We start from the raw sequence: 18,600 nt of genomic DNA on the forward strand, positions 1-18,600 counted from the left end.
GTCAGAAGATCCGGCCGCCCGCGGCCACGGCGACGACCAGTCCGATCACGATGACCGCGACGGCCAGCACCACGACGGCGGGGATGATCCAGGGTCGCTTCCGTTCCGGTTCGAAGCGCGCCATCAGACCAGGTCCCTTCTGGATGCGCGGAGGGCCAGCGCGGCCTTCCTCACGTGCTCGGTGAGCGCGGCCAGCTGCTCCGCGACGCGGTCCGGCGCGGTGCCACCGACGCCGTCGCGGCTCGCCACCGATCCCTCCACCGAGAGCACCGTGCGGACCTCGGGGGTCAGCAGGGGCGAGATCGCCGCCAGCTGCTCGTCGTCCACCTCGTGCAGCTCCAGGCCGTTCTCTTCCGCGAAGCGCACCAGGCTGCCGCTCAGTTCGTGGGCCGTGCGGAACGGGACGTGCTGCTTGACCAGCCACTCGGCGACGTCGGTCGCGAGCGAGAAGCCCTGCGGCGCGAGCTCCGCCATCCGCTCGGTGTGGAAGCGCAGTGTCGCGACCATTCCGGTGAACGCCGGCAGCACCGTCTCGAGCGTCCGCACCGAGTCGAACACCGGCTCCTTGTCCTCCTGCAGGTCGCGGTTGTACGCGAGCGGCAGGCCCTTGAGGGTGGTGAGGAGGCCGGTGGCGTTGCCGATCAGACGACCGGCCTTGCCGCGGGCGAGCTCCGCGATGTCCGGGTTCTTCTTCTGCGGCATGATCGACGAGCCCGTCGAGTAGCCGTCGTCGAGGGTGACGAATCCGAACTCGCGCGTGTTCCAGAGGATGATCTCCTCGGCGAACCGCGACAGGTCGACGCCGATCTGGGCGGCGACGAACGCGAACTCGGCCACCACATCCCGTGCCGCCGTGCCGTCGATCGAGTTCTCGGAGCTGCGGGCGAAGCCCAGTTCGCGAGCGACGAGCAGGGGGTCGAGTCCGAGGGTCGAGCCGGCGAGCGCACCGGAGCCGTACGGCGAGACGTCGGCCCGGCGGTCCCAGTCGGCGAGACGCTCCAGGTCGCGCACCAGCGGCCAGCAGTGCGCGAGCAGGTGGTGGGCCAGCAGCACCGGCTGGGCGTGCTGGAGGTGCGTGCGCCCCGGCAGAATGGCGGCGGGATGCGCGTCCGCCTGCGAGGCGATGGCGTCGATCAGCGCGATGAGCTGCTCGGCGATGACGCCGGCGTGATCCCGCAGGTACATCCGGACGAGCGTGGCGATCTGGTCGTTGCGGCTGCGACCGGCACGCAGCTTGCCGCCGATCTCCGCCCCCGCCCGCTCGATCAGGCCGCGTTCGAGGGCGCCGTGCACGTCCTCGTCGCTCTCGGCCGCGACGAAGGCGCCGGATGCGACATCGCGGTCGAGCTTGTCGAGGGCGGCCAGCATGCCGTCGAGCTCCTCGGAGGTCAGGTATCCCGCCGCCGCGAGCGCGCGGGCGTGCGCGCGGGAGCCCGCGATGTCGTACGCGGCGAGCTGCCAGTCGAAGTGGGTCGACTTGCTCAGCGCCGCCAGCTCGGGCGACGGACCGCCGGCGAAGCGGCCGCCCCAGAGGGAGCCTTCGCCGGTGCGGCCGACGCCGCCCGTCTCGCCGGACTCGCCCGTGTCGGTCATGCTGCGGCCTCCTCGTTCTTGGCGAGCAACTCGTTCTTCGCGAGCAGCCAGGCGAGAAGCGCCTTCTGCGCGTGGAGGCGGTTCTCCGCCTCGTCCCAGATGACGGACTGCGGGCCGTCGAGCACCTCCGCGCTCACCTCGTAGCCGCGGTAGGCGGGCAGGCAGTGCAGGAAGACGGCGTCCGAGGCAGCGAGCCCCATCAGTCGCTCGTCGACGGTGTAGTCGCCGAAGACGGCGACGCGCTCGGCCTTCTCGCCCTCCTTGCCCATGGAAACCCACGTGTCGGTGACCATGACATCCGCACCGGCCGCGGCTTCGGCCGGATCGGTCAGCACCGTCACCGAGCCGCCCGTGCGCTCGGCGATGGCGCGCGCATCCGCGACGATCGCCGCGGCGGGCGCAAAGTCGGCCGGGGCAGCGATGCGGACATGCATGCCGGCGGTCGCACCGCCCAGCAGGTACGAGTGCGCCATGTTGTTCGCGCCGTCACCGAAGTAGCTCATGACGAGCCCTTCGGTGCGGCCCTTGTGCTCCCGAACCGTCAGCAGGTCGGCGAGGATCTGGCACGGGTGGAAGTCGTCCGACAGCGCGTTGATGACCGGGACGCGCGTCCCCTCGGCCATCTCCTCCAGCCCCGCCTGCGCGTAGGTGCGCCAGACGATCGCCGCGACCATGCGCTCCAGCACCCGGGCGGTGTCGGCCAGCGACTCCTTGCCGCCGAGCTGGCTCTCGCCGCTCTGGATGATCAGCGGGCTGCCGCCCAGGTCGGCGATGCCGACGGAGAACGAGACGCGGGTGCGTGTCGACGTCTTGTCGAAGATCACCGCGACGGTCTGCGGGCCGGCGAGCGGCTTCGCCGAGAAGCGGTCGCGCTTCAGTCCGGCCGCGAGGTCCAGGACCTCCGCCTGCTCGGCGGGCGTGAGGTCGTCGTCACGGAGGAAGTGGCGGGTCATGCTGGCCCTTTCGTGGATGGGGATGGTCGGCGAGGGATCACAGGGTGGCGAGCGCCCGCGAGAAGCGGTCGCGGAACTCCGCGAGCTCAGCATCGCCGACGATGAGCGGCGGAGCCAGGCGGATGCTCGACTCGTTGGGCGCGTTGATGATGAGGCCGTTGGCGAGGGCGGCGTCCGAGAGGCGGTGCGCCTCGCCGTCCGTCAGCCCGATGCCGATGAGCAGGCCGTGGCCGCGCACATCGCCGATCAGCGGCGACTCGAGCGACCGGATGATCGCCTTCAGCTCCTCGCCGCGCCGGGCGGCGTTGCCGACGAGGTCGGAGCGCTCGATCTCTGCGAGCACGGCGTTGCCCGCCGCCGTCGCGAGCGGGTTGCCGCCGAAAGTCGAGCCATGCTGGCCCTGCGTGAACAGGTCGGACGCCCAGCCGAACGTCACCAGGGCGCCGATCGGCACGCCGCCGGCCATGCCCTTCGCGACGGTGACGGCATCCGGCAGGATGCCCTCGTGCTGATAGGCGAACCAGGCGCCGGTGCGGCCTACCCCGGTCTGGATCTCGTCCATGATGAGCAGCGCGCCGTGCTGCTCCGTGAGCTCGCGTGCGCGCTTCAGGAAGCCGGTCGGCAGGTCGAGCACCCCGGCCTCACCCTTGATCGGCTCGACGAAGAGCGCGGCGACGTGATCATCGATGGCCGCTTCGAGCGCCGCGATCGTGGAGTCGATGTGCTGCACTCCGCCCGGCAGCGGCTCGAACGCCTCCCGCATGGGCGGCTTGCCGGTGAGCGCGAGCGAGCCCATGGTGCGGCCGTGGAACGCATTATGGAGGGCCAGCACCCGGGTCTTCCGACCGTGGGGGCCGCGGTTCAGTCGGGCCAGCTTGAATGCAGCCTCGTTGGCCTCCGCCCCGGAGTTGCCGAACAGCACCCGGCCGCGGTCACCGGCTCCCGTGATGGTCCGCAGGCGCCCGGCGAGCTCCAGCTGCGGAGCGGTCGAGAAGTAGTTGGACACATGCGCGAGCGTTGCGACCTGGCGGCTGACCGCATCCACCAGGGCGGGATGCGCGTGCCCCAGCGAGTTGACCGCGATCCCGGCGAGGAAGTCGAGGTACTCGTTGCCGTCGACGTCCCACACCCGGCAGCCCTGGCCGTGCGACAGCATCACCTTGGGCGTCGCCAGCGTGCGCATGATCGTCTCGCCGAACGGTGCGCGCCAGGCGCCGTCCCGCCACTGCGCTCCGGGCGCCGGGCTCTCGGGCTCTTCCGTCATGGTCCTGTTCCATTCCTGGTCCTCGCTCACGCGGGCACCACCTCCGTCCCGATGCCGGACTGCGTGAACACCTCGAGAAGGATCGAGTGCGGCACGCGCCCGTCGATGATCGCCGCCTTCTCCACTCCGCCGTCGACCGCGTCGAGACACGCAGCCATCTTCGGGATCATGCCCGACTCCAGCGACGGCAGCAGCTCACGCAGCTCGCCCGCGCCGATCTTCGACAGCAGCGAGTCGCGGTTCGGCCAGTCGCTGTACAGCCCGGCGACGTCCGTCAGGATCACCAGCTTGGCGGCCCCCAGCGCGACCGCGAGCGCCGCCGCCGCCGCATCCGCGTTGACGTTGAGCGCCTGGGCCGCGTCGTCGATGTCCGGCGCGATCGACGAAACGACGGGGATGCGTCCGGCGGCCAACTGCGCGAGCACGGCCTCGGGATCCACGGCGACGACGTCTCCGACGAGGCCGAGGTCGACCTCTTCGCCGTCGATGATCGCCGCGCGGCGCCGCCCCTGGAAGAGCCCGGCGTCTTCGCCCGACAGTCCCGCTGCGAGCGGACCGTGCTTGTTGATGTTGCCGACGATGTCGCGATTGATCTGCCCTGTCAGCACCATCCGGACGACATCCATGGCCTCCGGGGTCGTCACGCGGTAGCCGCCGCGGAACTCCGAGTCGATCCCGAGCCGGTCGAGCATGGCAGAGATCTGCGGGCCGCCGCCGTGCACGACGACCGGGCGGAGACCGGCGTAGCGCAGATAGACCATGTCCTCGGCGAAGGTGCGCTGCAGCTCCTCGTTCACCATGGCGTTGCCGCCGAACTTCACGACGATGATGCGGTCGTGGAAGGTCTTGAGCCACGGCAGCGACTCGATGAGGGTCTCGGCCTTCGCCGCCGCGGCCGCGTGGTCGCGTTCGGCGGCGTCCGCAGCCAGGTCTCTCGCGTTCCGATCGGTGTCCATGTCGTCCGTCGCGGTCATCAGCTGGCGTACGCGCTGTTCTCGTGCACGTAGTCGTGTGTGAGGTCGTTGGTCAGGATGGTCGCCGTCTCCTCGCCCGCGTGCAGGTCGATGAGGATGTGGACGGCGCGCGGCGTCAGGTCCACCAGCTCGCGGGGCTGGTCGGGCTCCCCCGCCGTGCACACCTGGACGCCGTTGATCGCGACGTCGATCCCGTACGGGTCGAAAGCGGCGTCGGTCGTGCCGACGGCGGCGAGCACCCGGCCCCAGTTGGGGTCGTTGCCGAAGATCGCGGCCTTGAACAGGTTGCTGCGCGAGACCGCCCGGCCGACGACGACCGCGTCGTCCTCGCTGGCGGCGTTCACGACCTCGATCGCGATGTCGTGGGACGCGCCCTCCGCATCGGCCTGCAGCTGCTCGGCGAGATCGCGGCAGACGTCCGTGAGCGCCCGCGCGAACTCGTCGTCGCCCGGCTCGACACCGCTCGCTCCGGAGGCGAGGAGCGCGACGGTGTCGTTGGTCGACATGCAGCCGTCCGAGTCGAGGCGGTCGAACGTGACGCGCGTCGCCCGGCGGAGGGCCGCATCCAGCTGCTCGGAGGTCCGCACGGCATCGGTGGTGATGACGACGAGCATGGTGGCGAGACCCGGCGCGAGCATCCCGGCGCCCTTCGCCATGCCGCCGACGGTCCAGCCGTTCGGCGAGCGGAACTGCGCCTCCTTGGCCCGGGTGTCGGTGGTCATGATGGCCTCCGCCGCGCCGAGGCCGGCATCGCGGGCGAGCGCGGTGGCGGCCGTCGAGACGCCGGCGACCAGCTTGTCCAGCGGCAGCTGCTCGCCGATCAGGCCGGTCGAGCAGACGAGGACGTCACCGGCCGAGACGCCCAGTTCGGTGGCGACGGCCTCGGCGGTCGCGTGCGTCACCTGGAACCCCTGCGAGCCGGTGTAGCAGTTGGCCCCGCCCGAGTTGAGGACGATGGCGGAGACCACGCCGTCCTGGATGACCTGCTCGCTCCAGAGCACCGGGTTCGCCTTGCACCGGTTGGTGGTGAAGACCGCCGCCGCGGCGTTCAGCGGGCCGAGGTTCTTCACGAGGGCGAGGTCGCGCCGCCCGCTGGCCTTGAGGCCGGAGACGACGCCCGACGCGGCGAACCCGGAGGCTGCGGTGACGCTCACGACCGTGCTCCCGTCGCCATCGGTGCAGGGGTGGTCGTTGGCGTCACGGTGCGACTCCGTTCACGGTCAGGCCCGCGGTCTCATCGAGTCCGAGGGCGATGTTGACGGATTGGATGGCCGCTCCGGCCGTCCCCTTGTACAGATTGTCGATCGCGAGCACCGTCACGACCCGTCCCGCCGCGGCATCCAGTGCCACTCCGATCAGCACGGTGTTCGCTCCGAGCACGTCGGCGGTGCGCGGGACCGCGCCCGCCGGCAGCACCTGCACGAACGGCTCCCCCGCGTACGCCGCCTCCCACGCGGCCTGGACCTGGGCGGCGGTCACGCCGGGCTTCACCCGCGCGGTCGAGGTCGCGAGGATGCCGCGTGACATCGGCACCAGCACCGGCGTGAACGACAGGGTCGGCGATCCCGCGCCCGCCTTCCGCAGGTTCTGCTGGATCTCGGGGATGTGCCGGTGGGTCCCCCCCACCGCGTACGGATTCGCCGAGCCCAGGATCTCGCTGGCCAGGTACATCGTCTTCAGCGACTTGCCCGCGCCGGACGGGCCGACCGCGAGCACCGCCACGATGTCCTCGTCGTCGATCAGCCCGGCCTGGATGCCGGGAGCGAGCGCGAGAGAGACCGCGCTCGCGTTGCAGCCGGGAGCGGCGATCCGCCGTGCGCCGACGAGGTGATCGCGCTGCTTGCCGAAGCCGCCGGCGGCATCGGCGACAGGCAGCTCCGGTACGCCGTACGCCCAGGCGCCGAAGTGCTCGCCGCCGTAGAACGCCGCCCAGTCGGCCGGGTCCTCCAGCCGGTGGTCGGCGCCGCAGTCGACGACGATCGTGTCGTCCGGCAGCTGTGCGGCGATCTCGCCGGACGTGCCGTGCGGGAGCGCGAGGAAGACGACGTCGTGCCCGCTCAGCGTCTCGACGCTGGTCTCCTGCAGGGTGAGGTGAGCGAGCGAGCGCAGGTGCGGCTGGTGGGCGATCAGCGGATGGCCCGCGTTCTGGTGCGCGGTGGCGGTGCGGACCTCGAAATCGGGGTGCCCGGCGAGGATGCGCAGCAGTTCACCGCCCGCGTAGCCGGAAGCGCCTGCGACGGCGACCGAGAAAGTCATGCTTGTTCCTTGTTCGAGTGGACGACGGTTGTCTCGGCGACGGCGGCGCCCACGTCGATCCACTGGTCAGGACCGCCCGGAACGCCGCCTAGCTTCGGCGGTCGCGCAGGCGTCGGCGCATGGCGCGGGCGGCGAGAGCCGCACGCGTCGAAGCGGTGCACCGGACGGAAAGCATGGGACAACCCTAGCGCTCCTGCCCCGGCGGTCACCAAATCCGGGCCGGGATGCACGCGACCGGTCCCGGTCCGCTGCGGGATGTGTCTCGCAGCGGTCCGAGACCGGTCGGGGGTGTCGCGTCGGGGTCGCGTGACGGCTACTCGCGGATCGTCGCGCCGAACAGCTCGCTGGCGCGCGCGGCTCCGGCCAGCTTGGCCTCGCTCGCCTCGGCGGCGGTGAGGGTGCGGTCGTCCGCGCGGAAGCGCAGCGCGAAGGTCAGGCTCTTGTGCGCCTCCGGGAGCCCCGGGCCGCGGTAGTCGTCGACCAGCCGGATGTCTTCGAGCAGCTCACCGGCGCCCTCACGGACGGCACGAAGCAGCTCTCCCGCCGGGACGTCCTCGCGCACGACGAGCGAGAGATCCTGCGTCGCGGCCGGGAAGCCCGCGATCACACCGGCGACGATGTCGACCGGTGCGACGGCGATCAGCGCGTCGAGGTCGAGTTCGAAGACGGCGACGACGCGGGGCAGGTCGAGGTCGTGGGCCAGAGCCGGAAGCAGTTCTCCGGCGTAGCCGACCGGGACCTCGGCGCCATCGGCGCCTCGGGCGACCAGGCGCGCCGTGCGTCCCGGGTGAAGCGCCCGGTGCGACGACTGCACGAGGTCGAGCGTCACGCCGGCGGCCGCGGCGGTCTGCCGCACCATGTCGAGCGCATCCACCAGCCCGGCCGGCACGGCGGCCAGGCCCGGCTGCTTCTCGACGGCGTTGCCGACCACGAGGCCCGCGAGGTGGCGCGGCTGCGCGGGGATGCCGGCGTTCAGCCCGGCGAGGATGTCGGCTCCGGGAAGCGCGGCGCCCGGCGGGAGCGTCTCGCTGCCGATCGACCCCTCCGAGGGGCGGAAGACAGTCCCCAGCTCGTAGACCTTCAGGTCGACGAGGCCACGCGCGAGGTTGCGCTTGGCGGCATCGAGCAGGCCGGGCAGCAGCGACGTGCGCAGGTACGGCGCGGTCGCGTCGAGGGCGTTCGCCAGGCGGACGGCGAGGACCCCGCCGGCCTCGGCCGACCCGAAGAGGTCGTTCTGCGCCTCGCTCACGAACGGGAAGGACAGCACCTCGGTCGCGCCGTTGTCGGCGAGCGTCTGCGCAACAGCGCGACGCAGGCGCTGCTCGCGGGTGAGCCCCCGGCCGGGAGGCGCGACCGGCAGCACCGACGGGATGCGGTCGTAGCCGACGATGCGCGCGACCTCCTCCGCCAGGTCCGACTTGTCGCGCAGGTCCGGTCGCCAGGTGGGCGGGGCGACCAGCAGGTCGTCGGACGACTCGGTGACGGTTCCGCCGATCTCGGCGAGCGCTCCGCGCACCTCGTCGTCGGTGAACTCGACGCCGATGAGCGAGGCGATGTAGCCCTTCGGGAGGCGGATGGCCTCGGCGGTCTCGGACGCATCCAGCAGCGAGCCCAGCTCATCCGCGCGGCCGCCGGCGAGCTGCTCGAGCAGCTGGACGACACGTGCAGCGGCCGCCACGGCGACCTGCGGGTCGACCCCGCGCTCGAAGCGCTTGGACGCCTCGCTGGGCAGCTTGTGACGGCGAGCCGTCCGCGCGATCGACACCGGGTCGAAGTTGGCTGCCTCGATGAGCACGTTGCGGGTGCCGTCGCCGATCTCGGTGGAGGCGCCGCCCATGACGCCCGCCAGGCCGATCGCGCCGGAGCCGTCGGAGATGACGAGGTCTTCCGGGTCGAGGGTGCGGGTCTGGTCGTCGAGGGTGACGAGCTTCTCCCCCGGCGTCGCGCGTCGCACGACGATGCCGCCGGACAGCTTGTCGAGGTCGTACCCGTGGATCGGCTGGCCGAGCTCGAGCATGACGTAGTTCGTGATGTCGACGATCAGCGAGATCGACCGGATGCCGGCGAGCTTGAGGCGCGCGATCATCCACGGCGGGGTCGGGCGTGACCCGTCGACGTCGCGGACGACGCGGGTCACGAAGACGCTCGCGCCGACACGGCCGCGGATGGGCGCGGTGTCGTCGACCGTCACGCTGAAGCCGCTCGGGTGGTCGGCCGCGGAGCCGACGGGCACCGCATCGGCCGGGTCGCGGAAGGCCGCGCCGGTCGCGTGCGAGTACTCGCGGGCGATGCCGCGGATCGAGAACGCGTACCCGCGGTCGGGCGTGACGTTGACCTCCACGGCGGCGTCGTCCAGCCCGAGGAGCGCGACCGCGTCGGTTCCGACCTCCGGGTCGAGACCGAGCGTCGCCAGGCGGAGGATGCCGTCGTGGTCCTCACCGAGGCCGAGCTCACGGGCCGACGCGATCATCCCGTCGGAGACGTGCCCGTAGGTCTTGCGGGCGGCGATCGGGAAGGGACCGGGCAGCACGGCGCCGGGCAGCGTCACGACGACCTTGTCGCCCTCGAAGAAGTTGCGGGCGCCGCAGACGATGCCGCGCACGTCGGCACCGCCGTCGGCGGCGCTCTGCCCCTCGGGGGCGACGCGCACCTGGCACCAGCGGATGGTCTTGCCGTTGCTCTGCGGCTCCTCGACGAACTCGAGCACCTGGCCGACGACGATCGGACCGCTCAGCTCGAAGGTGTGGATGTCCTCCTCCTCGAGTCCGACGGACACGAGGGCGGCATGCACCTCCTCCGGCGTGGTGCCGGGCTCCAGGTCGACGAACTCGCCGAGCCAACTCAGGGGGACGCGCATCAGACCACCATTCCGAACTGCTGGGAGAACCGGACATCGCCCTCGGCCATGTCGCGCATGTCCTTGACGTCGTTGCGGAACATCAGGGCGCGCTCCACGCCCATCCCGAACGCGAAGCCGGAGTAGACGTCCGGGTCGATGCCGGCGGAGCGCAGGACGTTGGGGTTGACCATGCCGCAGCCGCCCCATTCGATCCAGCGGGCACCGCCCTTGAAGGTGGGATGCCACAGGTCGAGCTCGGCGCTCGGCTCGGTGAACGGGAAGTAGTTGGGGCGCAGGCGCACGCGCGCCTCGTCGCCGAACAGCGTCTTGACGAAGTGGTCGAGAGTTCCGCGCAGGTGCGCCATGGTGAGGCCCTTGTCGACGGCGATGCCCTCGGTCTGGTGGAACACCGGGAGGTGTGTCGCGTCGAACTCGTCGGTGCGGAAGACCCGGCCGGGGGCGATCCGGTACACCGGCAGGTCGTCGCCGAGCAGGGCGCGCAGCTGCACCGGCGAGGTGTGCGTGCGCATCACGAGGTGGGCGTCCGTCGGCTCGACGAAGAAGGTGTCCTGCATCGCGCGCGCCGGGTGGTCGGCGTCGAAGTTGAGGGCGTCGAAGTTGTACCACTCGCTCTCGAGCTCCGGGCCCTCCGCGACCTCCCAGCCCATACCGACGAAGACGTCGGCGATGCGCTCCTGGAGCAGGCTCAGCGGGTGCCGGGCACCGGGCGTCCACCGCGACGGGAGCGCCGTGACGTCGACGGTCTCAGCGGTGAGCTGAGCCGCCTCCTCCGCCGCGGCGATCTCAGCCTCTTTGGCGGTGAAGGCCTGGTTGACGCGCGCGCGTGCGCCGCCGACGAGCTTGCCCGCCGCCGCCTTCTGGTCGCCCGGGAGCGAGCGGATGCTCGCGTTCAGCCGGGCGAGCGGCGAACCCTCGGCCGTGTGGTCGTGGCGCACCGTCTTCAGGGCCGCCGAGTCGTGTGCGGCGTCGATCGCGGCGAGCGCCGCACTGACCGCCGACTCGACCGCGGATTCGGTGATCTCCGTGGAATCTGACACGGTCACCCAGTCTAGTCGGCGCGAGCCCGGCCTCTCGGCGCGGCGACCGGCCTGTGGATGACGCCCGACTGTGGACGAAACGCGCTCAGGAGCGCTGGGCGAACGCCGACTCGTAGAGGCAGACGGAGGCGGCCGTCGCCAGGTTCATCGACTCGGCCTTGCCGTAGATCGGGACGGTGACGACCCGATCCACGAGGCCGAGAAGTTCGTCGGCGAGCCCGTGCGCCTCGTTGCCGAACACCCACGCGGTCGGCCGCGCGAGCTCGCCGTCGCGGCGCGCGGAGAGCAGGTCCTCCCCCTTGATGTCGGCGGCGAGCACCTGCAGGCCCGCGGTGTGAGCCCGTCCGACAACATCGCCCAGGTCGGCGCCCACAGCGACCGGAAGGTGGAACAGCGAACCGGTCGTCGAGCGCACCACCTTGGGGTTGTAGAGGTCGACCGTGCGGCCGCTCAGGACCACCGCATCCGCCCCGGCCGAGTCGGCGGCGCGGATGATCGTTCCCGCGTTTCCGGGATCCCTCACCTCCTCCAGCACCGCGACGAGCCGCGGCGAGCCGGCGAAGATGTCGCGGACCGAGGTCGGGAACTGCCTGGCCACGGCGACGAAACCCTGCGGCGTCACCGTGTCGGCCATCGCATCCAGCACGTGCTCGGAGACGAACTCGACCTCGACCCCGGCGTCGGACGCCGCGCGGGCGATCTCCGGATACCGCTCGAGCGCCGTCGGGGTCGCGAACAGGTCGACGACGAGCTCCGGACGGAAGGCGAGGGCCTCCTCGACGGCCTGCGGCCCTTCCAGGAGGAACAGCCCGGTCTCGGCACGGGCGGGGCGCTTGGCGAGCTTGGCGACGGCCCTGACGCGCGGCGAGCGCGGGTTGTCCAGCATGGCACCAGCTTAGGGGCCGACGCCCCCGCGTCTGTGGGTCGCAACACGCCGTTACGGCCGGCCCAGAACGGCGTGTTGCGACCCACCGGCGCGGAGGGCACGCAGAACGGCCCGGTCGACATGCGTCGACCGGGCCGTTCGTGGATGCGCGTGTTACGCCGCGGCGTCCGCCTTCGGGGCCGACGTGTCGGCCGGCAGAGCTTTCTTGGCGGTCTCGACGAGGGCCGCGAAGGTCGCGGGCTCGGTGACGGCCAGGTCGGCGAGGATGCGACGGTCCACCTCGACACCCGCCAGGCCCAGGCCCTGGATGAAGCGGTTGTAGGTGAGGCCGTTGGCGCGGCTCGCCGCGTTGATCCGCTGGATCCACAGACGACGGAAGTCGCCCTTGCGCTTGCGGCGGTCGTTGTAGGAGTAGACCAGGGAGTGGGTGACCTGCTCCTTGGCCTTGCGGTACAGGCGCGACCGCTGACCGCGATAGCCCTCGGCGCGCTCGAGGATGACCCGACGCTTCTTGTGGGCGTTGACCGCCCTCTTCACTCTTGCCATTAGTCGATTTCCTTAGTGCTGATAAAAGATCTGAGCGGGCGAGTCGTTACTTGCCGAGCATCCGGCGGATGACCTTGGCGTCCACCTCGGGGACGACCTGCTCCTGGTTCAGCCGGCGGGTGCGACGGCTGGACTTGAGCTCCAGGTTGTGGCGCATGCCGGACTGCTGCTTCATGACCTTGCCGCTGCCGGTGATCTTGAAGCGCTTCTTGGCGCCGGAGTGGGTCTTCTGCTTGGGCATTACTTCTCCTCGTTCGTCGCCTGGGCGGGCGAACTCTCGTCGGACTGAGCAGCGTCGGCTGTCTCAGCAACCGCGTCCTGGTCGCGCCCCTGGGCGCGCGCCTTGGTAGCGGCACGTACTGCGTTGGCCTCGGCCTTGGCCTCGGACTTGTTCTTCACCGGGCTGATGATCATCACCATGTTGCGCCCGTCGATCGTGGGGTTGGACTCCACCGTGCCGAGCTCGGCGACGTCCTCCGCGAAGCGCTGCAGCAGACGCACGCCCTGCTCCGGACGCGACTGCTCGCGGCCCCGGAAGAGGATCATGGCCTTCACCTTGTCGCCGGACTTCAGGAAGCCTTCGGCGCGCTTGCGCTTGGTCTCATAGTCGTGCTTGTCGATCTTGAGGCGGAAACGGACCTCTTTGAGGATCGTGTTCGCCTGGTTGCGCCGGGCCTCCTTGGCCTTCTGCGCAGCCTCGTACTTGAACTTGCCGTAGTCCATGATCTTGGCGACCGGCGGCTTGGAGTTGGGCGCGACTTCGACCAGGTCGAGGTCGGCCTCCTGCGCGAGTCGCAATGCGACCTCGATCTTGACGACACCGACCTGCTCTCCGCTGGGGCCGACAAGTCGTACTTCGGGGACGCGGATACGGTCATTCGTACGGGGTTCGCTGATGTCTGTCTCCTCTGATCAAGCGATTCTTCGCGAGCCACGGGCCGTCGGTGACGGTCCGGCGAAAGAGGAGGTTCCACGCACCAGCACGGCCTGCGATCTGACGATCACAGGCCTGGTACAGCACCCTGACTACCCTCGCGTTCGCACGCGATGGCGGAGTGCAACGACCCGGTAACCTATAAAACGGTCAAGCGCGGGTGGGAGGAATCTCCACTTTCGTACCGGGACAGAAGTCCCGGAGCCCGAACGATTCTAACAGAGGAATGCAGTGAGCGACACATCCTTCACCTTCGACGACTCCGGCCACGACGAGGACGGCGTGGCCGAGGCCACCCGCGACATCGCCGAGGTGCCCGCCGTCGAGGTGATCACCACCACCGCAGTGCACCTGATGAGCGCCGCCGCCGTCAAGTGCGGGCTGGCGGACGACCCGGAGCACCAGACGGATCTGGATGAGGCGCGCAAGCTGATCGACGCCCTCGCCGGCCTCGTCACGGCGAGCGCGCCGCATGTCGGCGACCAGCACGCCAGGAGCCTCCGCGACGGACTCCGGTCGCTGCAGCTGGCGTTCCGCGAGGCGTCCGCGATCCCCGACGAGATCGGCAAGGGTCCCGGCGAGAAGTACACCGGCCCGGTCAGCTGACCATGGCGTTCACGCCGCCTCCCGCGTTCACGACGCGCCCCACTCTGCAGGGGACGTTCGGCATGAGCGCCTCGACGCACTGGCTCGCCACGGCGTCGGCGCAGGCGGTGCTGGAGCGCGGCGGCAACGCGTTCGATGCGGCCGCGGCCGCCGCCTTCGTGCTGCACATCGTCGAACCGCACCTGAACGGTCCGGGCGGCGACCTCGTCGCGCTCTTCGCCACGGCGGAGGATCCCACACCGGTCGTCCTCTCCGGTCAGGGCCCCGCGCCCGCCGGGGCGACCCGTGAGCACTACCTCGCCGAGGGTCTGGAGCTGGTGCCCGGCTCCGGCGCGCTCGCTGCGGCCGTCCCCGGTGCCGTGGATGCCTGGCTCTTGTTGCTGAAGGAGCACGGCACCTGGGAGCTCGCGGACGTGCTCGCGTTCGCCATCGGCTACGCGGAGGGCGGGCATCCCGTGCTCGAGCGGGTGTGCGCAACGATCGAACGCGTCGCACCCCTGTTCGCCGAGCACTGGCCGACGTCGGCCGAGCGCTGGATGCCCGGCGGCCGCATCCCGGAACCCGGTGAGCTGATCGTCGACCCGGCGTACGCGCGGGTGCTGCGCGGCCTCGTCGCCGCGGGCGACGGTGCAGCGACCCGGGAGGAGCGCATCGAGGCGGCCCGCACGGAGTGGGCGACGGGATGGGTCGCGCAGGCCGTCGACGCGTTCGTGCGCACGCCGCACCGCCACTCCGACGGCGGGGATCATGCCGGCGTCATCGCCGCGTCCGACTTCGCCGGGTACCGGGCGTCGTACGAACCGGCGGTGACCCTCGAGTTCCGCGGCCACACCATCGCGAAGACAGCCGCGTGGAGCCAGGGACCGGCGCTTCTCGCGACCCTCGCCATCCTGGACGGCTTCGACGACGACCGCCTCGATCCCTCCACCGAGCTCGGTGCCCACACGGTGCTGGAGGCGCAGAAGCTCGCCTACGCCGACCGCGACGCCTACTTCGGCGACGACGACGTGCCCCTCGGGACGCTGCTCTCGCCCGCCTACGCGGCTGGGCGTCGCGCGCTGATCGGCGACCGGGCGTCCGCCGAGTTCCGTCCGGGGGTGCTCCCCGGCCGCGAGCCCTTCACGCCACCGCTGCGCACCGCTTACACCCCGCCGTCCGGCGTCGCGACGGAGGGCGTCGGCGAGCCGACCGTGTCGCGGACCGGCGAGACGCGCGGAGACACCTGCCACATCGACGTCGTGGACCGCTGGGGCAACATCGTCTCGGCGACGCCGTCCGGCGGCTGGCTGCAGTCGTCCCCGACCATCCCGGAGCTGGGCTTCTGCCTCGGCACCCGCCTGCAGATGACCTGGCTGGAGGAGGGCTCCGCGTCGACTCTCACTCCCGGCCGCCGGCCCCGCACGACGTTGACGCCGACCGTGGTGCTGCGCGACGGAGTGCCGGTGACCGCACTCGGCTCCCCCGGCGGCGACCAGCAGGACCAGTGGCAGCTGCTGTACCTGCTGCGCACGATCGTCGGCGGCTACTCTCCTCAGCAGGCCATCGATGCGCCGGCGCTGCACACCACCTCCATCGCGGAGTCGTTCTGGCCGCGCACCTGGGTTCCCGCCGGCGCGGTCGTCGAGAACCGCCTCGGCGACGACGTCATCGCAGGTCTGGAGGCGCGCGGCCACCGGGTCACCCGCGCCGGCGACTGGACGCTGGGCCGCTTGTCGTCCGTCGGTCGCGATCCGCGGACGGGCGTGCTGAGCGCCGCCGCCAACCCGCGCGGCCAGCAGGGCTACGCCGCCGGGCGCTGACGGCGCGTCAGGCCACGGCCTCGACCGCGCGACGGACGGCCGCGACCGTGCGGGCCGCCTCCTCCGCGTCGGTCAGCCAGTTGCTCACGGAGAAGCGCAGCACGGCCCGGCCCTGCCAGGTGGACGGGGACGCGAGCGCGGCACCATCGGCGAGGAGCGCCGCCCCGACCGCACGGGTGCGGTCATCGCTGCCGAAGGACGCGCAGACCTGGGTGTAGACGACCTCGTTGAGCACCTCCGCACCGGGTAGGCCGCGGATGCCGTCGGCGATCACCGTCGCCGCATCCGCCAGCTGCTGGACCAGGTCGGCCACGCCGGCGCGGCCGAGTTGCGCGAGCGTCGCGTACGTGGTCAGCCCGCGGGCGCGGCGGGAGAGCTCCGGGACGCGATCGCTCGGGTCGGCCACGTCGGCGGAGGAGGCGAGGTAGGCCGCGTGCTGCGCCATGGCGCCGTGCAGGGCGGCAGCGTCCGCGACGACGGCGATGCCGCAGTCGTAGGGGACGCTGAGCGTCTTGTGCGCATCCGTCGCCCACGAGTCGGCGCCTCCGATGCCGTTCGTCAGGGCACGCAGGCCGGGGGCGGCGGCTGCCCAGAGCCCGAAGGCGCCGTCCACGTGCACCCAGGCGCCGGCGTCGTGCGCGATCTCGATCAGCTCGCCGAACGGGTCGAACGCGCCCGAGTGGATGTTGCCCGCCTGCAGCACGACCAGCGCCGGGCCGTCGCCGTCCGCCAACGCCTCGCGCAGGGCGTCCGGCAGCATCCGCCCCTGAGCGTCCGCCGCCACGACCGTTCCACGCCCGAGGCCGGCGAGGTGAGCGGCGCTGTCGACCGACCCGTGCCGCTCGGCTCCGACCAGCACGCGGATGCGCGGTGACCCGGCCAGTCCGTCGCCGGGATCCCATCCCGCCCGTCGCAGCAGCTCGTCGCGGCCGCAGATCAACCCGACGACGTTCGCGACGGTCGCTCCCGTGACGAACCCCACTTCCGCGGTCTTGGGCAAGGCGAGCAGGTCGAGGAGCCACTCGGCCGCGAGCTCCTCGGCTCCGGCGACCCCGGGCGTGACGGAGCGGAGGCCGTTGTTCTGGTCCCACGCCGACGTCAGCCAGTCGGCGGCCAGCGCGACCGGTTGCGCCCCTCCCATGACCCAGCCATGGAACCGGGGCGAGTGGATGCGCATGAGCCCGGGCTCGATCGCCGCCGACATCCGGCGGATCACCTCGGCGGGCGCGGGGCCGCGGTCAGGCAGCGTCCGGCCCAGCGCATCCTTCACCTGCTCCACGTCGGTCTCAGGCGGGATGCGCCCGTCGCGGATGCCGTCGAGCCAGCGCTCCGCCGACGCCACCGCTTGGTCGAGCGGCTCGCGAAATCCCTCCGGATCTGTCACACGCGCATGCTAGTGCGCGCCGAGGCGCTCGTTGCTGCTCTTTTCGAAGGCGGAAGGCAGCACCCTCGAGCCTCTCGTCACCAGACGGGCGGCCGGCGGTCCGCCCAGCGAAGGCGGCGCTCCAGCTGCGCGGCGATCGAGAGCAGCGTCCGCTCGCCGCCGGGACGGCCGATGAGCTGGACGCCCATCGGCAGCCCGTCGGCCGTCTGCGACACCGGGAGGACGATCGCCGGGAGACCGGTGACGTTGAGCATCGACGTGAACGGCGTGTACTGCACCTGCTGCTCGAAGTTGCGCTCCCCGTCCTTCTGGTCGTACCAGCCGACCGGGCGCGGGGTGAGCGCCATCGCGGGCGTCAGCACGGCGTCGAAGGACGACAGCTGGCGGATGAAGGAGCGCTCGTACGCGGTGAGCGCCGAGAGCGCCTCGCTGAGCTCGCGGGCGCTGAGCGAACGCCCGCGCTCCACCAGCCACGCCGTCAGCGGCTCGAGCAGCGCGAGGGTCTCCCCTTCGGCTGGGATACGCGCCGCGCCTGCCTGCCAGATCGTGCGGAACGCCGGGGCGTACGTGTCGTCCGGCTCGAGCGCCGTCTCCTCGACCCCGTGCCCGAGCGACGACACGGCGTCGACGGCCACGGCGAGCGCCTCGCGCGCCTCCGGCGAGATGTGGATGTCGTAGGCGCCGTCCCAGGCGGAGGTCGTCATCACGCCGAGCTGGAATCTGCCCTCCCCGCGCACGGCGGCCCCCAGGAACGGACCATCGTCGTCGTACGGAGCGCGCAGCGTGTAATGGTGGTCGATCCGGCCGTTGCGCTTCGCGATGATCCCGTCGAGCAGCAGCGCCGCGTCCGCCGTGGTGCGTGCGATCGGCCCGTCGACGACGAGCCCCGCAAGCGAGTCGATCCCGCTGCCCGCGGGGACCAGCCCGCGCGAGGGCTTCAGTCCGACGAGTCCGCACGCGGCGGCGGGGATGCGGATGCTGCCACCTCCATCGGACCCCGGGGCGAAGGGCAGCATCCCGGCCGCCACGGCGACTGCGGCCCCTCCGCTCGACCCGCCGGCGCCGAGCTCCGGGTTCCAGGGGTTGCGCGCGGGCGGCGCGGCGAGCGATTCCGTGTAGGCGGGGAGCCCGAACTCGGGCGCGTTCGTCTTCCCGAGGCTCACGGCGCCCGCGGCATCGAGCGTCTCGACGATCTCGTCGCTGGCGTCGGGAACGAAGCCGGCCATCGCGCGGGAGCCGAACCCTGTCGGCACGCCGGCACGCATCCACAGGTCTTTGTCGCCGGAGGGCAGCCCCCACAGCGGCGCGGTCTTCGGCACCCGCTCGGCCACCTCGTCGGCCCGCTCGAGAGCCCGCTCCCGGGTGACGGTGACGAAGGCTCCCAGCTCGGGGTTCAGGCGTTCGATGCGGTCCAGATAGTGGGCGGCGAGCTCCCGGGGCGGCACCCGCCCGGACTGGAGTTCCTGCCAGAGTGCGAGCGCCGTCAGCTCGTGGAGGTCGGCCATGGG

General features: G+C 71.6%; 17 protein-coding genes. 2 read left to right on the forward strand and 15 right to left on the reverse strand.

What is annotated here, in order from left to right:
* Position 1 precedes the first annotated feature (1 nt).
* The 13 genes from ACF1AJ_RS08085 to infC all read right to left on the reverse strand — a co-directional run bounded on the left by ACF1AJ_RS08085 (position 2) and on the right by infC (position 13,266).
* Positions 2-124 (reverse strand): hypothetical protein, encoded by a 123-nt coding sequence (locus tag ACF1AJ_RS08085; RefSeq protein ID WP_018190175.1) that lies wholly within the window; start codon positions 122-124, stop codon positions 2-4.
* Positions 124-1,593 (reverse strand): argininosuccinate lyase, encoded by a 1,470-nt coding sequence (gene argH, locus ACF1AJ_RS08090; RefSeq protein ID WP_391506866.1) that lies wholly within the window; start codon positions 1,591-1,593, stop codon positions 124-126. The genes ACF1AJ_RS08085 and argH overlap by 1 nt, the downstream gene beginning before the upstream one ends.
* Positions 1,590-2,546, reverse strand: coding sequence for an ornithine carbamoyltransferase (gene argF, locus ACF1AJ_RS08095; protein ID WP_391506867.1), 957 nt, complete (start codon positions 2,544-2,546; stop codon positions 1,590-1,592). The genes argH and argF overlap by 4 nt, the downstream gene beginning before the upstream one ends.
* 37 nt (positions 2,547-2,583) lie before the next feature.
* The gene (locus tag ACF1AJ_RS08100; RefSeq protein ID WP_391506868.1) at positions 2,584-3,810 is read right to left on the reverse strand and encodes an acetylornithine transaminase; all 1,227 of its coding nucleotides are present in this window, start codon (positions 3,808-3,810) and stop codon (positions 2,584-2,586) included.
* A 26-nt stretch (positions 3,811-3,836) separates the two neighbouring features.
* The gene (argB, locus tag ACF1AJ_RS08105; RefSeq protein ID WP_391506869.1) at positions 3,837-4,784 is read right to left on the reverse strand and encodes an acetylglutamate kinase; all 948 of its coding nucleotides are present in this window, start codon (positions 4,782-4,784) and stop codon (positions 3,837-3,839) included.
* Positions 4,784-5,938, reverse strand: coding sequence for a bifunctional glutamate N-acetyltransferase/amino-acid acetyltransferase ArgJ (gene argJ, locus ACF1AJ_RS08110; RefSeq protein WP_391506870.1), 1,155 nt, complete (start codon positions 5,936-5,938; stop codon positions 4,784-4,786). Before argJ ends, argB begins: the two co-directional genes overlap by 1 nt.
* Before the next feature lie 43 nt (positions 5,939-5,981).
* Positions 5,982-7,040, reverse strand: a complete 1,059-nt coding sequence (argC, locus tag ACF1AJ_RS08115; RefSeq protein WP_391506871.1) for an N-acetyl-gamma-glutamyl-phosphate reductase — start codon at positions 7,038-7,040, stop codon at positions 5,982-5,984.
* Positions 7,041-7,353: 313 nt separating this feature from the next.
* Positions 7,354-9,897 (reverse strand): phenylalanine--tRNA ligase subunit beta, encoded by a 2,544-nt coding sequence (gene pheT, locus ACF1AJ_RS08120; protein ID WP_391506872.1) that lies wholly within the window; start codon positions 9,895-9,897, stop codon positions 7,354-7,356.
* Complete coding sequence (gene pheS, locus ACF1AJ_RS08125; RefSeq protein ID WP_391506873.1) at positions 9,897-10,937, reverse strand: phenylalanine--tRNA ligase subunit alpha; 1,041 nt, start codon at positions 10,935-10,937, stop codon at positions 9,897-9,899. Before pheS ends, pheT begins: the two co-directional genes overlap by 1 nt.
* An 85-nt stretch (positions 10,938-11,022) precedes the next feature.
* Entirely contained in the window at positions 11,023-11,823 is an 801-nt protein-coding gene (locus tag ACF1AJ_RS08130; protein WP_391506874.1) for a TrmH family RNA methyltransferase, read from the reverse strand.
* A 153-nt stretch (positions 11,824-11,976) separates the two neighbouring features.
* Positions 11,977-12,369: a 50S ribosomal protein L20 gene (gene rplT, locus ACF1AJ_RS08135; RefSeq protein ID WP_309857432.1), complete on the reverse strand. Its 393-nt coding sequence runs from the start codon at positions 12,367-12,369 to the stop codon at positions 11,977-11,979.
* Between the two features lie 46 nt (positions 12,370-12,415).
* A complete protein-coding gene (gene rpmI / locus ACF1AJ_RS08140) occupies positions 12,416-12,610 on the reverse strand; it encodes a 50S ribosomal protein L35 (RefSeq protein WP_018190164.1) in 195 nt (64 codons plus the stop codon).
* Positions 12,610-13,266 carry a translation initiation factor IF-3 gene (infC, locus tag ACF1AJ_RS08145; protein ID WP_081626596.1) on the reverse strand — a complete coding sequence of 219 codons (657 nt, stop codon included), beginning with the start codon at positions 13,264-13,266 and terminating at the stop codon, positions 12,610-12,612. The genes rpmI and infC overlap by 1 nt, the downstream gene beginning before the upstream one ends.
* 268 nt (positions 13,267-13,534) lie before the next feature.
* Here infC and ACF1AJ_RS08150 point away from each other — a divergent pair, with 268 nt between their 5' ends.
* Both ACF1AJ_RS08150 and ACF1AJ_RS08155 read left to right on the forward strand, forming a co-directional pair.
* On the forward strand, positions 13,535-13,909 hold the full coding sequence (locus ACF1AJ_RS08150) for a DUF1844 domain-containing protein (protein WP_018190162.1): 375 nt from the start codon (positions 13,535-13,537) through the stop codon (positions 13,907-13,909).
* A 2-nt stretch (positions 13,910-13,911) separates the two neighbouring features.
* Positions 13,912-15,708, forward strand: a complete 1,797-nt coding sequence (locus tag ACF1AJ_RS08155) for a gamma-glutamyltransferase family protein (protein WP_391506875.1) — start codon at positions 13,912-13,914, stop codon at positions 15,706-15,708.
* A gap of 7 nt (positions 15,709-15,715) precedes the next feature.
* On the opposite strand, the gene ACF1AJ_RS08160 is transcribed toward ACF1AJ_RS08155, so the two are convergent.
* Both ACF1AJ_RS08160 and ACF1AJ_RS08165 read right to left on the reverse strand, forming a co-directional pair.
* Positions 15,716-17,092, reverse strand: coding sequence for a pyridoxal phosphate-dependent decarboxylase family protein (locus tag ACF1AJ_RS08160; RefSeq protein ID WP_391506876.1), 1,377 nt, complete (start codon positions 17,090-17,092; stop codon positions 15,716-15,718).
* A gap of 77 nt (positions 17,093-17,169) precedes the next feature.
* Positions 17,170-18,597: an amidase gene (locus tag ACF1AJ_RS08165; protein WP_391506877.1), complete on the reverse strand. Its 1,428-nt coding sequence runs from the start codon at positions 18,595-18,597 to the stop codon at positions 17,170-17,172.
* Positions 18,598-18,600: the final 3 nt, after the last annotated feature.

Source organism: Leifsonia sp. NPDC014704 (genome assembly GCF_043083605.1).
Classification (GTDB): domain Bacteria; phylum Actinomycetota; class Actinomycetes; order Actinomycetales; family Microbacteriaceae; genus Leifsonia.